The organism is Spirosoma agri (assembly GCF_010747415.1).
Classification (GTDB): domain Bacteria; phylum Bacteroidota; class Bacteroidia; order Cytophagales; family Spirosomataceae; genus Spirosoma; species Spirosoma agri.
In genome coordinates this window covers 1-15,314 of sequence record NZ_JAAGNZ010000005.1, presented here as the reverse complement: position 1 = coordinate 15,314, position 15,314 = coordinate 1, and the positions used below count along the sequence as shown (strand labels likewise).

Annotated in this window: 13 protein-coding genes; 4 read left to right on the top strand and 9 right to left on the bottom strand. The window is 48.0% G+C overall.

Annotated elements, in window-relative coordinates; genetic code table 11:
- Positions 1–12: 12 nt before the first annotated feature.
- Positions 13–1,818 carry an ABC transporter ATP-binding protein gene (locus tag GK091_RS26455; RefSeq protein WP_164043752.1) on the bottom strand — a complete coding sequence of 602 codons (1,806 nt, stop codon included), beginning with the start codon at positions 1,816–1,818 and terminating at the stop codon, positions 13–15.
- A gap of 91 nt (positions 1,819–1,909) precedes the next feature.
- Complete coding sequence (locus GK091_RS26450) at positions 1,910–2,902, bottom strand: gliding motility protein GldB-related protein (RefSeq protein ID WP_164043751.1); 993 nt, start codon at positions 2,900–2,902, stop codon at positions 1,910–1,912.
- A gap of 39 nt (positions 2,903–2,941) precedes the next feature.
- Between GK091_RS26450 and GK091_RS26445 the strand changes: the two genes are divergently transcribed.
- Positions 2,942–3,844 (top strand): porin family protein, encoded by a 903-nt coding sequence (locus tag GK091_RS26445; protein WP_164043750.1) that lies wholly within the window; start codon positions 2,942–2,944, stop codon positions 3,842–3,844.
- Positions 3,845–3,890: 46 nt separating this feature from the next.
- Here GK091_RS26445 and hisF read toward each other — a convergent pair whose 3' ends face one another.
- The 6 genes from hisF to GK091_RS26415 all read right to left on the bottom strand — a co-directional run bounded on the left by hisF (position 3,891) and on the right by GK091_RS26415 (position 8,233).
- On the bottom strand, positions 3,891–4,646 hold the full coding sequence (hisF, locus tag GK091_RS26440) for an imidazole glycerol phosphate synthase subunit HisF (protein ID WP_164043749.1): 756 nt from the start codon (positions 4,644–4,646) through the stop codon (positions 3,891–3,893).
- Positions 4,646–5,068 carry a GNAT family N-acetyltransferase gene (locus GK091_RS26435; protein WP_164043859.1) on the bottom strand — a complete coding sequence of 141 codons (423 nt, stop codon included), beginning with the start codon at positions 5,066–5,068 and terminating at the stop codon, positions 4,646–4,648. Before GK091_RS26435 ends, hisF begins: the two co-directional genes overlap by 1 nt.
- Before the next feature lie 11 nt (positions 5,069–5,079).
- Complete coding sequence (locus GK091_RS26430; RefSeq protein ID WP_164043748.1) at positions 5,080–5,694, bottom strand: hypothetical protein; 615 nt, start codon at positions 5,692–5,694, stop codon at positions 5,080–5,082.
- A gap of 63 nt (positions 5,695–5,757) precedes the next feature.
- Complete coding sequence (hisA, locus tag GK091_RS26425; RefSeq protein ID WP_164043747.1) at positions 5,758–6,480, bottom strand: 1-(5-phosphoribosyl)-5-[(5-phosphoribosylamino)methylideneamino]imidazole-4-carboxamide isomerase; 723 nt, start codon at positions 6,478–6,480, stop codon at positions 5,758–5,760.
- A gap of 58 nt (positions 6,481–6,538) precedes the next feature.
- On the bottom strand, positions 6,539–7,141 hold the full coding sequence (gene hisH / locus GK091_RS26420) for an imidazole glycerol phosphate synthase subunit HisH (protein WP_164043746.1): 603 nt from the start codon (positions 7,139–7,141) through the stop codon (positions 6,539–6,541).
- Positions 7,142–7,321: 180 nt separating this feature from the next.
- Complete coding sequence (locus GK091_RS26415) at positions 7,322–8,233, bottom strand: DUF72 domain-containing protein (protein WP_164043745.1); 912 nt, start codon at positions 8,231–8,233, stop codon at positions 7,322–7,324.
- 163 nt (positions 8,234–8,396) lie between these two features.
- Here GK091_RS26415 and GK091_RS26410 point away from each other — a divergent pair, with 163 nt between their 5' ends.
- Together GK091_RS26410 and GK091_RS26405 are read left to right on the top strand one after the other, a co-directional pair.
- Positions 8,397–11,036 carry a valine--tRNA ligase gene (locus GK091_RS26410; RefSeq protein ID WP_164043744.1) on the top strand — a complete coding sequence of 880 codons (2,640 nt, stop codon included), beginning with the start codon at positions 8,397–8,399 and terminating at the stop codon, positions 11,034–11,036.
- 201 nt (positions 11,037–11,237) lie between these two features.
- On the top strand, positions 11,238–11,756 hold the full coding sequence (locus GK091_RS26405; RefSeq protein ID WP_164043743.1) for a D-glycero-alpha-D-manno-heptose-1,7-bisphosphate 7-phosphatase: 519 nt from the start codon (positions 11,238–11,240) through the stop codon (positions 11,754–11,756).
- A gap of 332 nt (positions 11,757–12,088) precedes the next feature.
- On the opposite strand, the gene GK091_RS26400 is transcribed toward GK091_RS26405, so the two are convergent.
- Positions 12,089–13,573, bottom strand: a complete 1,485-nt coding sequence (locus GK091_RS26400) for a type III PLP-dependent enzyme domain-containing protein (RefSeq protein ID WP_164043742.1) — start codon at positions 13,571–13,573, stop codon at positions 12,089–12,091.
- Between the two features lie 245 nt (positions 13,574–13,818).
- Here GK091_RS26400 and GK091_RS26395 point away from each other — a divergent pair, with 245 nt between their 5' ends.
- Complete coding sequence (locus GK091_RS26395) at positions 13,819–15,201, top strand: UDP-N-acetylmuramate--L-alanine ligase (RefSeq protein ID WP_164043741.1); 1,383 nt, start codon at positions 13,819–13,821, stop codon at positions 15,199–15,201.
- The last annotated feature ends 113 nt before the right edge of the window (positions 15,202–15,314 follow it).

The window sequence follows — 15,314 nt, the reverse complement described above, 5'->3', positions numbered from 1 at the left end:
AACAACAATCGGTTATTCGATCGTTTCAAACTGCAATTTAACCAGATTTGCGTAGATGCCATCTTCCTGGCTGGCTAGCTCGTCGTGGGTACCTGCTTCGGCAATCTGCCCTTCCCGAATAACATAAATACGATCTACTTTACGAATGGTAGCCAACCGGTGCGCAATAATGATCGTTGTCCGATTTTGCATCAATTCATCTAATGCTTCCTGCACCAATTTCTCGGATTCGGCGTCGAGCGAACTGGTGGCTTCATCGAGAATCAGAATGGCCGGATCTTTCAAAATGGCACGGGCAATGGCGATTCGCTGCCGCTGGCCACCCGATAATTTAACCCCCCGTTCGCCCACAATAGTTTGAAAGCCTTCGGGAAATGAATCAACAAACTGAAGCGCATTGGCCTTACGGGCCGCTTCACGCACCTCAGCTTCCGATGCGCCCGGCTTACCATATTGAATATTCTCCAGGATAGTACCCCCGAACAACATCACTTCCTGCGGCACAACGGCGATATTTTTCCGGAGTTCCGTGATGTTAAAATTAGACAGGTCACGATTATCTACCGTAATCTGGCCGGTCGTCGTGCGGTAATAGCGCATCAACAACTGCACAATGGTCGATTTACCCGCGCCACTTTTACCAACCAGCGCTATTTTACGACCGGCGGCTACGTCGAGTGAGATTCCCTTTAATACCGGCACGTCGGGTCGTGAAGGGTATGAGAAGTAAACGTCGTTGAACTGCACATGACCCTGTACCGGTACAAAAAGCGGTAACACTTCGTCGGCGTCTACTTCCGAAGGTTCTTCCAGAATTTCGAGGATGCGTTCCGACGCACCAATCGTTCGCTGCAACTGGGCGTATAAATCACCCATGCCCGCTACCGAACCGCCAATGAATGTGGTATAAACGATAAATGTCAGCAGGTCGGCAAAGGGCATCTCGTTGGCCATTACCAGCGACCCACCGTACCAGACTACGCCGATGATGCCCCCGAAGAGCGCAAAAATGATAAAGGAAACGAACACACCCCGGAACTTGGCCGACCGAAGCGCCGTGTTCACCACCAGGTTCAAGGCCGTTCCGTAGCGGTTGATCTCTACTTTTTCGTTGGTAAACGCTTTGACAATATTCACGGATTGCAGCGTCTCTTCAACGACCACGTTGGCCTGAGCCAGCAGATCCTGCGCCTGCTTGGACAGTTTGCGGATGAAGCGCCCGAAGACCATTGCCGCTACGATGATCACCGGAAACGTAGCCAGCATAAACAGCGTCAGCTTCCAGGAAACGTAAAAGATAATGGCGGTACCGATAGTCAGCGTAGCCACCTGCCGAAAGAGTTCGGCCAGAGTCAGGGTTAGTACGTCCTGTAGCTGCGAAACGTCGGCTGAAATCCGACTGGTCAATTCGCCGACGCGCCGTTTTTCAAAAAACGGAATGGGCAACGTAATGATTTTGCTATACGTAGCCCGGCGTACATCGGCCATGGCCCGCTCGCTGACCTGCGAAAAAAAGTAAATCCGAAAAAAGGAAAAAATAGCCTGCGCCACCAGCACGCCCACAAAAAACAGGGTCACCTGGTTTAGCGTGAACGCCGATTTTCCCTGTATTACACTCGTAATCTGCCCGATGAGCAGACCAAAACTCATCGTCGTGCCGGTAGACAGGATCAGAAAGATAAAGCCGATAATGTACTTGATGCGATACGGCTTTATAAACCGGAATATGCTCATCGCCTTTTTGACCCCTTCCCGGTTCAACTTCTTCTTGTCTTCCGGACCGGCTTCCTCGCCAAAATTCCCTCCTCGTTTTGCCATTTTTACTGGTTCTTGTCGATGAACTCGCTGTATGCGTTGTCGTTAATTGGTTAAAAGTAGTATCATGCTGACACTGTACCAATGCATATACTCAATCGTCCTTCTGTCCCTTATAGCCCGATTGTTCAAAAATTTGCCGGGCATCGGCGTTGCGCATCAACTCGGCAATGCCAACGCTGGTATGTTTATCCTGGTAGCGTCCTACAATTCGCCAGCCCAGCCAACGACCGATAGCACCGGGGCAACCCTTCCCTATTTCGGCGGTAAAGGGTCGTTCGTTCAAATATCGCTGTTTTATCGCTGGATTAGTCTGGTATAACAACTGGTTATCAATAAAATGACCCCAAACGAGATCCTGCGCGTTAAACGTTTCGGTCAGTTGCTTGTCTGAGTATCCGATAATCAGGCTGTCGGGAAACGGTTCGCCGTTGCTATCGGGCAGCATCGTCTTCGTAAATACATAGCCTTTACCGTAATAAATCATATCGGCCAGCATTGTCTGATCGGATCGGGTGGTGGCATTGTAGTTGTCCGATATGGCGAAAACGATAGCCGGGGCAATGTACTCTTTCTGGTACCGGCGCAAGATGTACTGCGGAAATTCAGGACCGCGCGGTCGGTATTTGGCATTAGGACCGGCAAAATAGTCCAGTCCGATAACGATGAGACTATCGGTAACGACCAGATCGGGACCAGCAAAGCCAGTTACGAGGGTAGCAATTTTGGGTGAGCGAAAGTCAGGAAAGTCTTTTTTGATGTTCGCAAAGGCTTCGGCCAGTTGTTTTCTCAGGTCGGCCATGTCGCCAAACTCGGCTTCGACCTGCTTGTGTAATTCATTCAACGCCGGATTATTGACCCGGTTGGTCAATTCCCGGACGAGTGCTGTATCATTTCCGGCTCCGTTCGCGTTAAAGTACAATTGAGCTACTGAGGGGTTCTTATTCAGAAACGACCGAACACCGTCAGCAGACGTAGCCGAAAAAAGTTGCTGGTCCAATCGGATAAGCGTAATGTCTTCGGTTTTTGTACACGAAGCCATCAAAAACAGACAAAAAAGCCCCGCAAGGGCTGTACTTAGTCGCATGAAACTCACTGGTTTTCTATATTGAAAACGTGCAAAATTATGAAAAAAGTTGCAGGGTTAGGTTTGATTTTGGTTGTGCTGGCTGCTGTCAGCAGCTGGGCACAGTCCACATCGCCCGCGCTCTACCGATTGAGAACGAAGGAATCGAACGTAACGGAGAAGCGATTCCGAAAAATATTGGGTGATAATTATGACGGACAGGATCAGAACCGCCGTGATTATGACGACGATCGCAAGGGAAAGCGAAAGAAGCAGCAACAGCGCACCAGGGAGTCGGAGGAAAACAACGGCTACGGATCGGGCCCGGATTATGCGTGGCCTACTCACCTGATCGAAATGAGCATTCGGTTTGCGCCCTCGCTTGACCTTAACACGGCTGAGGGCACGGGAAGCTATACGGGTTTTCGGACAAATGGAGCCGGTGTTCGCATGAGCGTTGGCCCCTCGCTGGATTATTTTTTCTTCAAGAATCGATACGCGTTCAGCACTGGTCTCTGGTATACGATCAAGCGGTCGGGCTTTCAGATGCCGGGGTCGTTTGGGCAGGCCGTCTGGAATCCCGGCGCTCCGGAAAAAGAGTCTACGTACAACCTTCAGTATTTACAAGTGCCCCTGACGGTAAAATTGTTCGCCAACAACATTGCCCCTAACATGCGGCTGTATCTCCAAACCGGTGGGTTGGTGAGCGTGAAATTAGCCGAAAAAGCACTTGACCCGGCTCGTAATGGACTCTATCTGGCCGAGAGCGGGGGCGATCGCCGTCAGTATGGGTACGGTGACGTCGAACTGCTACTTGGAACAGGAGTACAATACAAGATCAATCAGAATAACGCGTTCAACATCGGGCTGAGTTACCAGCGCGGTTTGATCAACGTAGCCCGTGGCAGTCAACTGGTTTCCAAAAACCGGGTTGTTGCCCTGGATTTAGGATTCAAGTTCTGATCAATTCGAGCCAAATGGGGTGGCTCCTGCTACGCTGTTTGGCTCGTCACAAACGCATCTCAATTCCTTTGGTTCTCAGGTATTCTTTTAGAGCCGGGATTTCAATCTCCTTAAAGTGAAAAATACTGGCAGCCAGGCCCGCATCGGCTTTGCCGCTGGTAAATACATCGACAAAGTGATCCATCGAACCGGCACCACCCGATGCAATAACCGGAATGTTGGCTACGCCCGAAATCTGGGCGGTTAGTTCAAGTGCGAAGCCAGCCTTCGTTCCATCGGTATCCATCGACGTGAGCAGCAGTTCGCCCGCTCCCCTGTCCTCAACTTCTTTGGCCCATGCAATCGTGCGCAGTTCCGTCGGTTTACGCCCGCCGTGCGTGTGAACAATGTGTTCAGTACCCACGTATCTCGTGTCAATCGCTACGACGATGCACTGACTGCCAAACTCCAGCGCCAGTTCGTTGACCAACTCAGGATTACGAACAGCGGAGGAATTGATCGAAATTTTATCGGCTCCTGCATTGAGCAGCGCTGACACATCAGCTACCGATGAGATTCCCCCTCCAACGGTAAACGGAATATTGATCGTATGTGCCACATTGCGCACGAGATCGATCAGCGTTTTTCGACCATCGACGGTAGCGGTAATATCCAGAAAGACCAGTTCATCGGCTCCCTGTTCGGCATAAATAGCCGCTAACGATACCGGATCGCCTGCATCGCGCAGGTTGACAAAATTGGTACCTTTTACGGTTCGTCCGTCCTTGATGTCAAGGCATGGAATGATGCGTTTTGTAAGCATTAGTAACTGGTAATCAGTTTAATGAATAATGTATTCTCGGGATTGTCGATTGGCTGAAAACCAAACTGCTCATATAATCCGTGAGCGTCGCGCGTAACCAGCAACATCCGGCGCAGGCCTTGTAGCGTGGGATAGGCCAGAATGAATGCCACCAGTTTTTTCGACAAACCCCTGCCCCGATGCGCGGGCAAGATGAACACGTCGGCCAGATAGCCAAACGTCGCCAGATCAGATACAACGCGGGCAAAGCCAACCTGCTCCTCACCCAGATACACACCGAAGCAAAGCGAATTTTCGATGGAACGCTGGACAATGTCAACCGGAATGTTCGGACACCAATACGCTTCCTGGCTCAGGAAACGGTGAATGACCGCCAGATCGAGCTTTGTTTTATCGTCGCTGATGGTGTATTCATAAATCATCATGCGCGGGTTCATTTAGCAAACTGGAAAACGTCGGACAACTCATTTAGTATCGAGACGACATTCTTCAATTCAGCGATCTCGGGCTTTCCCTTCATATATCCCAGTGGATTGCTGTATCCGTAGTCGTGATAGTTGTCTTTACTAAAGACCTGAAAATAATAGCTTTCCCCATCACCTATAAGCATCCAACTTTCTCTTCGGATTTTGGCCTTCACGCTAACCGTCCCGTCGGCTTCGATTACATTCCAGGTTGAATCTTTCCCAGGTTTTGGAAACAGTTGATCATGAATTACGAACTCATCGGGCAAAATTAAAATATTCTGTTCGGTGAGTTTATTCCAGAGTGCTATCGTAGCGGGTCTTGGTGGCTTAAACTTCTTTGCCTGCTCGAATTCATACTTGTTCCATCGAATGGTGTACTTAGAGACGGTGAATGTTTCTTTCCGTTTAATCAATCTGTATAGTACATGAGCCTCTCCGTAGCATAACTCACATCTGTTCCAGATGCGCACTTCGTACTCTCCTTCCCTTAAGATTGGCTCTCTTATCCGCATTTTACCAGCTAACGCTTGACGACGTTCTTTTCTCGTAGAGTCCATCGAGTCAGCTGCGATTACCTGCATTAGCATGAAGAAATAGACAAAAACGAATACTAGAAGAGCTAGCCGCATCATCGAGCGAGTGATCTACTGCATTGACATTTTAGTTAATTCTTTCAGCGTAACCCGCCCTTCGTAGATCGCTTTGCCGACAATAACGCCGAACAGGCCCATATCGGCTAGCGTTTCGATGTCGGCCATATTGCTGACTCCTCCGCTGGCGATCACATGCAACGTAGGGAACTGATCCTGTAGATTCCGGTAGAGTTCAAACGATGGGCCCTGTAGCAACCCGTCTTTCGCCACATCCGTACTAATCACATAGCTGGCTCCCTTTTCAACCCACTTTTGCACGAAATCATACACCCATACTTCCGTCGATTCTTCCCAGCCACTAACGGCAATCTTCTCATTTTTCGCATCAGCCCCGAGAATGATCTTATCGGCACCATGCCGCGATAGCCAGCGTTCCATCACATCAGGGTTTTTTACGGCAATACTGCCCCCCGTAACCTGTTTGGCACCACATTCGAACACAACGCGCAGATCGTCGTCGGATTGAACACCACCCCCAAAATCGATGTGTAGTCGGGTTTTAGACGCAATCTGCTCCAACACGTTCCAGTTTATAACCCGTTTCTCCTTCGCACCATCAAGATCAACCAGATGAAGACGGGTCAACCCAGCATCTTCAAACTGTTGAGCTACCTCGAGCGGGCGGGCGTTGTATTCTTTTTTCTGATTGTAGTCGCCCTGAGTCAGCCGGACGGCTTTACCATCAATCAGGTCTATAGCAGGAATGATATACATAGATAGTGCGGATAGAAACCCGCTTATTAGGTACGCTTTATGCGGGTAAAAACCCACACTACAGTTTTAAGAAATTCTCCAGTATCCGCTGACCAACGTCGCCACTAATTTCGGCGTGAAACTGAGCTGCGTAGAAATTATCCCGATGCAGCATAGCACTGAATGGCCGTACATAATCACAAACGGCGGTTGTTTCCGGGCAAACATCAGCCGCATAACTGTGCACGAAGTAGACATAAGCGTTCTCCGACAACCCGTTCGTCAGCGGTCCTTGTAAAGTATGAATGCTGTTCCAGCCCGTATGTGGCACTTTTAAACGAGGTTCCCCTGCTTGATGACTGGACGGAAACCGCCGAACGTCAATATCGAAAATCCCCATGCAGGTCGTATCGTTTTCTTCCGAATAGCGACACATAAGCTGCATACCGACGCAGGTTCCTAATACGGGCTGTTTCAGCGACGGAATGAGTTTGTCCAATCTCCGTTCGCGCAGATAAGCCATTGCCGTGCTAGCCTCTCCAACACCGGGGAAGATGACTTTATCAGCCGATCGAATTTCGGCCTCATCGTCCGTCAGCAGGTAGCTGGTCCCCAGCCGTTCCAGCGCATACATCACGGATTGCACGTTGCCGGCGTTGTATTTGATAATGACAGTTTTCATACATAAAAAAGCCCGACTCCTTGGCAGAACCGGGCTTTGTATCTTGTGGTGATCAGAATTGACTTTCCGATAGCACAAACACGAGCGTCTCGTTCTGCTGCGTTACCGCCCAGAATGATGATACCGATGAATTGTGCTTGCTAAACGCATAGGGCAAAGGTAAATAGCCGGTCTGGCAAATCAAAACAAACTCCCCTGCACGACCTTAGGCTGAAGGACAGGCTCGCGCAGATTGAGGCCACAGTGGGTATTCAATTCCCGAATCCAGTACAGGATCAATTCGGGTGCGGTATCGTTTTCACTACCGCCGTGGATGAATAGATAAGCCGTTTGCAGCCCTTTGTCGAACCACGTTTTTAGTCGCTGTATCCAGGCATCGGTGCGCATGTAATCCGTCGCATGGCCCTCGTTGGCAATGAACCGGAGCGTCAGAACGGGACTGCTCAAGCCCATGTGCAGTACATCACGTCGACCGGCCACGTCCGTGATGACGACGTGCCGACGTAGCGCGTAAAGCCGTTCGAGTGTCTGCTGCCATACCGATGCCTTGCTGAACCAGTCGGGATGACGAAATTCCACGGCCACATCCAGCTCATCAGGCAAGCTTTTCAGATAGGCCTCCAGTATGGGCCATTTGTCAGGACCGAAGAACGGAGGTAGCTGTAGAAACGTCATACCCAGGTACTCTTCCAGTGCCAGCACGGCATTCACAAACTCTTCAGTTTGTCCCTCCGTGGCCAACAGCTGCCGCTCATGGCTGATGATCTGGGGAAATTTAGGGCAATAGGTAAAGTTTTCCGTTGCTTCCGCTTTCCATTTTTCGATCATGCCCATCGTCGGAATCTGGTAGTGGGTCAGATTTAGCTCGATGGTATTGAACTGCCGGGTGTAATAATGCAGAAAATCCCGCTCTTTCGCGTGGGATGGATAAACCTTACCAACATAGTCTTTGTTGGCCCATATAGGTCCACCAATAAATACTTTAGGCCGGTTAGTTGGCTCAACACTCGCCCAGATACGCCCGTTGAAGGCTGGCCCTGGTGGTAAGGTTAGGTTTACAGCATCTAGGTTATGTATCTTCCCGAATTCCATACGTGAGTCATGAAGTGTAACGCTAAAACTGCGAAAGACAACCTTTCGTTTTTACGCCCTATCCAATTTAGCTAATTTTGCTTTTCTATCGAAAACACCGCTCTTTTTCTACTACGCACTGATTCATCATTTGGTAGAAAAGCGATCCGGTCCCGACTGCTTTATGATTTCAAAAACATACACCCCCCAGGAAATTGAGGAGAAATGGTATCAATACTGGCTTGATAACCAATTTTTTAAATCTACCCCCGACGACCGGGAACCGTATACCATCGTTATTCCCCCCCCGAATGTCACGGGTGTGTTGCACATGGGCCACATGCTCAACAACACGATTCAGGATGTGCTGATCCGGAAGGCTCGCATGGAAGGCAAGAACGCCTGCTGGGTCCCCGGAACCGATCACGCCAGTATTGCCACGGAAACCAAAGTCGTTACTATGCTGAAAGAACGGGGCATCAGCAAGCAAGACCTTACCCGTGACCAGTTTATGGAGTATGCCTGGGAGTGGACGCATAAATATGGTGGTATCATTCTTCAGCAACTTCGTAAACTGGGTGCGTCCTGCGATTGGGACCGTACGCGCTTTACGATGGAGCCGGCTCTTTACGAATCGGTTATCGATACGTTTGTTGACCTCTATAACAAAGGTAAGATCTATCGGGGTGTCCGAATGGTCAACTGGGACCCGCAGGGACTAACGGCGGTTTCAGACGAAGAAGTTATCACCAAAGAAGTTCAGCAGAAACTGGTTTACGTCCGTTATGACATAGCCGGTACCGCAGGGCAGGATTCTATTATTATCGCTACGGTTCGACCAGAAACAATCATGGCGGATGCGGCCATTGCGGTCAATCCTAACGACGAGCGGTACAAGCATTTACACGGTAAGAAGGCGATCATTCCGCTCATTAACCGCGAAATTCCCATCATCACGGACGAGTACGTAACGATGGACTTTGGAACGGGTGGTCTGAAAGTGACGCCTGCTCATGACCCGAACGATTATTCGCTGGGTATCAAACACAACCTACCGGTTCTGGACATTCTGAACGATAACGGAACACTGAACGAGAAAGCGCAGATTCTGGTAGGTCAGGACCGGTTTGCAGCTCGAAAAGCGATCATCAAGTTGCTCGAAGAATCGGGTAATCTGGTGAAAGCCGAAGAGTATAAATCAAATGTTGGCTTCTCGGAACGGACCAATGCCGTCATTGAGCCAAAGCTGTCGTTGCAGTGGTTCCTCAAAATGGACGAACTCTCGAAACCAGCGTTCGAGAATGTGATGAACGACACGGTTCAACTTCATCCGTCGAAATACAAGAACATGTATCGTTCCTGGATGGAAAATCCGCACGACTGGTGCATCAGCCGCCAGTTGTGGTGGGGCCAGCGGATACCCGCTTTTTACATGCAGGATGGTACCGTCATCGTGGCCAAGAATAAGCACGAAGCCCTGGAAAAAGTGCAGCACGAAAAACTGCTTTTTGCCATGACGGAAGCCGATCTAACGCAGGACGAAGACGTTCTGGATACGTGGTTCTCGTCGTGGCTGTGGCCCATGTCCGTTTTTAGACCGTCGGGTAATCCCGATGATCCGAAGGCTGGCCCACAGGATCTCGATTACTATTACCCGACAAACACGCTCGTTACGGGCTTCGACATTATTTTCTTCTGGGTTGCCCGGATGATCATTGCCGGATACGAGTATAAGGATGAGCGCCCATTCAAGGACGTTTATTTTACGGGTATGGTGCGCGATAAGCAGGGCCGGAAAATGTCGAAGCAGTTGGGCAACTCACCCGACCCACTCGACCTCATCGACCAGTACGGTGCCGATGGTGTCCGGACGGGGATGCTCTTTAGTTCGGCAGCCGGAAATGACCTGCTGTTCGATGAGAAATTAGTTGAACAGGGCCGTAACTTCAGCAACAAGATCTGGAACGCATTCCGGTTGGTGAAAGGCTGGACGGTTGTCGATACGGCATCCGCTGATTCCTCACTGCCCATTCGCTGGTTTGAGTCGAAATTGAATACCACGTTAATCGAGATAGAAGATCATTTCAGCAAATTCCGGATTTCGGATGCGCTACAGGCTATCTACAAGCTGATTTGGGACGATTTCTGTTCGCAATACCTCGAACTGATCAAACCCGGCTTTGAACAACCGATCGATTGCGCCACTTACGATGCAACCATCAATTTCTTCGAGCGACTGATGTGCCTAGCCCATCCATTCATGCCTTTTATCACCGAAGAAATCTGGCAGGAAATTCGTGAGCGTCAGACCGGTGACAGCATTTGCATCGCTTCGTTTCCCAAAACGGGCACGGTTGACAATCAGATATTAGCGGATTTTGACACGCTGTTCGACATCATTACGAATATTCGCAATATCCGGAATGCTAAACAAATTTCGCCTAAGACCGAGTTGCCGGTAGCCATTAAGACCACCACACCCGAACGATTCCATGTTCTGGAACCGCTGGTGCAGAAAATGGCCAATGTATCAACGATCCGTTACGTTAGCGAAAAGGCCAATGGCTTATCATTCCTGATCAAAGGCGATGAATTCTTCGTCGATATAGCCGGAGAAATTGACATCGAACAGGAAGTCGCTAACACCCAAAAGGAACTGGAGTACAATATCGGTTTCCGGGATGCAACGCTTAAGAAACTCTCCAATGAGAAATTCGTAGCCAATGCGAAACCTGATGTCGTTGACCGTGAACGTCAGAAACTTGCTGATGCTGAGGCTAAGATTCAGGCGTTAACGCAGCGGCTTAGCGACCTAGGTGCTTAATTGCGGCACGAGTAACTCATCAACTGGTATGGTTAGAGACGTGATCAGTTCACTGCTATTTTGTTTCTGACGCACCAATTGATGAGTTACCTAACCCATTTTGTTTTCATTTAGAAAACTTCACAAACACTTTAAAGCAATAATGCAATTATTTTGCAGAATATTTGTATTATTGCGTTTTACAACAGAATTCCATCATTGATGAATAAGTGCGTTTTTCTGGATAGAGATGGCGTTTTAAATGAAGACCGAACCGATTACGTTTATCGGATCGAGGATTTCATCATACCCGAAGGCGTACCGGAAGCACTGCGATTGCTGAAAAATGCAGGTTATTTGCTTATTGTCATTACCAATCAGGCGGGTATTGCCAGAGGACTGTATACTCGGGATGATGTAATGACGTGTTACAATTACCTACAGGATCAGTGTGGACGGCTTATTGATGACATTTATTATTGTCCCCATCACCCCAATTACGATACTGAATCACTTACCCGTAAGCCAGGCTCGCTGATGCTTGAAAAGGCGATGGCTAAGTACGATATCTTGCCTGACGAATCCTGGATGATTGGCGATGCGCTGCGGGATATGCAGGCGGGCAAACGGGTTGGTGTACGCACGGTGCGCATTGCTCATGATCCCCAACTCTCTGATGAGTGCGATGGTTTCGCCCCTAACTTACTGGAGGCATCGCGTTTCGTTCTGAGCTACGCCTAAACGAAAAACCTCTAAACGTTGCAGGTTCAGAGGTTTTTCGCTCGGTAAGTTCATTACTCTTATACTCTCACTTGGGCCGATACAGGTTTCTGCACACTACCATAGGCCGGGCAATTTGCCTTGCGGGCACATGATCCAAGTGATGTAGTTGCCAGAACAGCGCCTAAAATCAGTAATTTTTTCATGAAATATCGCTCCGTTTTGCGTTCAACTTCAGACTGTTAAACGAATATACGACCTAAAATCATACACTCGTTTAATAGTTTTATCATTCGGTGACTTCTTGACTGAGCCAACTCCTTTTGTGAGAAGTCGGCTCAGTCAAGAAGTTATTAGTTTTCTTCTTTCAGAAGCTCAGCCTCTTCCTCCCGTTCCTCAGCAGCTTCGGTCGCTTCCAGTTCTGTCATACCGGGCTCTGCATCCCCATACCCCAAAATCTTAAGCATTACCTCGCTGTTTTGCTCTGGTGCAAACAGCCGTGTCCGCAGATTACCCTCTTCATCTTTGTCAATAATGACATGCTGGGGAGCAGGAATCAGGCAATGCTGAATACCGCCATATCCACCCAGCGACTCCTGATAGGCACCGGTATGAAAGAGTCCAATGTACTGATCTTCAGACTCCTGATCAAAAATAGGCAGGTACAGATCCGCGCTATGTGCTTCTGTGTTATAGAAGTCATGTGAATCGCAGGTCAAACCACCCAAGTTTACTTTCTGGTACGGATTGTCCCAGTTGTTAACCGACAGCATGATGTATTTCTGACCCAAACCCCACGAATCGGGCAGTTGCGTAATGAACGAGCCATCGATCATATACCAAAGCTCTTTATCATTCTGCAACTTCTGATCAATCACTTTATAAATAACCGCTCCACTCTCACCCACCGTATACGAACCGAATTCGGTGAAAATATGCGGTACCGGCACATTGTTCTTGTTACAAATCCACTGAATACTTTCTACAATCTGATCGATCATAGCCTGGTAATCATAGGTAAACTGGAACGATGTCTGAATTGGCATACCACCCCCAATATCGATCGAATCGAGATCCGGGCATATTTTCCGCAGTTCGCAGTACTTATACATGAACCGGCTTAGCTCACTCCAGTAATAGGCGCTGTCCTTGATACCTGTATTAATGAAGAAATGCAGCATTTTGAGCTTAAATCGCTCATTTGACTGAATTTTGTTGCGATACAGTTCATTAACATCACTATAGCGAATACCTAAGCGAGAGGTATAAAAGGCAAAATTTGGTTCCTCATCCGTGGCAATCCGAATGCCAAAATTGACCGTTTCGGCTGTTATTGAGTTCTCATAAGCCTCAATCTCCTTAAGGTTATCAAGCACCGGAATACAATTTACAAACCCATCGTTGATAAGTTCGCTAATGTATTGGGTGTACAAAGGCCGTTTATAACCGTTGCAGATGACGTAGGTATTCTTCGATATTTTGCCCGTCTTATGTAGTTCCCGAAGAATAGGAATATCATAAGCCGATGATGTCTCGAGGTGGATATTATTTTTTAGTGCCTCTTCGAGCACAAAGCGAAAATGGGATGACTTCGTACAATAGCAATAGGTGTAATTTCCCTTGTAATTGTACCGCTTCATCGCATTTCGGAACAGCAGTTTTGCATGTTCGATATGCTCCGTAATCTTCGGTAAATACGTCAATTTCAGGGGTGTTCCATACTGCTTCACAATGTCCATCAGTGGTACATTGTTGAACATCAGTTCGTTATTCTCTACATTGAATTCCCGTGTTGGAAACTCGAATGTCTGGTCAATCAGGTCATAGTAAGTCTTCATCCCTATATTCGACGCATAAAATGGGGCTTGTGGGTCTAACAAACAGGCGCGAATTTGGATACGAAAATCGGTCTTTCCAAGTATCGTCTATTCGCAAGTTAGTCAACGAAAAAGCAGTGGGTTTGATTCGGTTAGTATCGAAATTTAATAGTGACGACATACTGTAATCTGTGCCACAAACGTACGGTCTTTCGGCGAACCAAAATAAGCTCTACTTTTGCTTCTCTACATTGACTTTATTACGAATGCCTCAGACCATCCACTTTATTTCGATTGGCGGTAGTGCCATGCACAACCTCGCTTTAGCCCTTCAGCAGCAAGGTTATCTGATTACTGGATCCGACGACGAAATCTATGAGCCTTCCCGCACGCGCTTACAGCAACATGGTCTGCTTCCAGATGAAATGGGTTGGTTTCCGGAAAAAGTCCATGCCGATTTACACGCTGTTATTCTCGGAATGCACGCCCGCGAAGACAACCCAGAATTACTCGAAGCTCAGAAACTAGGCTTGACGATCTATTCTTATCCTGAATTTCTTTATCAGCAAAGCCAGCAGAAACAACGCGTAGTCATTGCGGGTAGTCACGGTAAAACGACTATTACGTCAATTATTCTACACGTCTTAAAATACCACAATCGCGCATTTGATTACTTGATTGGAGAAGAGATTAGTGGCTTTGACACGATGGCCAAGCTCACAACAGACGCACCAATCATTATTATCGAGGGTGATGAATATGCATCATCGCCAATTGATTCCCGGCCAAAATTCCTGCATTACCAACCGCATATCGCCTTGATTAGTGGTATTGCCTGGGATCACGTCAATATCTATTCTACTTGGGAAAACTACGTTGATCAATTTGAGTCACTGGCGGAGGCCATGCCTAAAGCGGGTATTTTAGCTTTCGATGAATCAGATGATATGCTGGATGTGATTGGTCAGAAGGAGCGTCCGGATATTACTAAAATACCGTATGAGGCTCATCCTAACGAAATCGTTAATGGACAAACTTATTTGCTTACCAAGCAAGGGGCCAAGATAGCTACGTTACTGTTTGGCGAGTATAACATGAAAAATATTGCTGGCGCAATGACCGTCTGCGATCGTATTGGTATTACGGAAGAACAATTCTATGCTGCGATCCGATCCTTCAAACCAGTCGCATTGCGCTTAGAAAAGATAGCCCAGAAGACGCTTCCCGGCCTAAAAAGCCGACTTATCTTTCGTGACTTTGCGCACTCCCCAGCTAAGGTTGAAGCATCCACAGAAGCAGTAAAGAGACAATATCCAGGCCAGCGATTGATGGCCATTGTTGAACTCCATACACTGAGCAGCTTAACAAAAACGTTTCTTAGTGAGTACCAAAATACCCTGAAGTCAGCTGATCAAGCCATCGTTTATTTTGATACACACACTGGACACTATTTGGATTCGACTGCCCCAATCTCTTCGCAAGATGTCATCGATGCGTTTTCGTACGCCAATCTGCACGTTTTTACGGAAAAAGGTAAGCTACAGGATTACATACTGCAACTCCGCGACACTGCCGATCTATTTCTCTTCATGAGTTCCGGTACATTTGGCGGCTTAAATTTCAATTATCTAAGTGATGAACTGCTGTAAAACTTTCGAATTGAGAGAACAGGCTTCGTGAAAAAGGCTTCGACCTCAACTAAAAATCAAAAAGCTGCTTATCAACGATAGTAAGCAGCTTTTTGATTTGCATTAGTAATAAC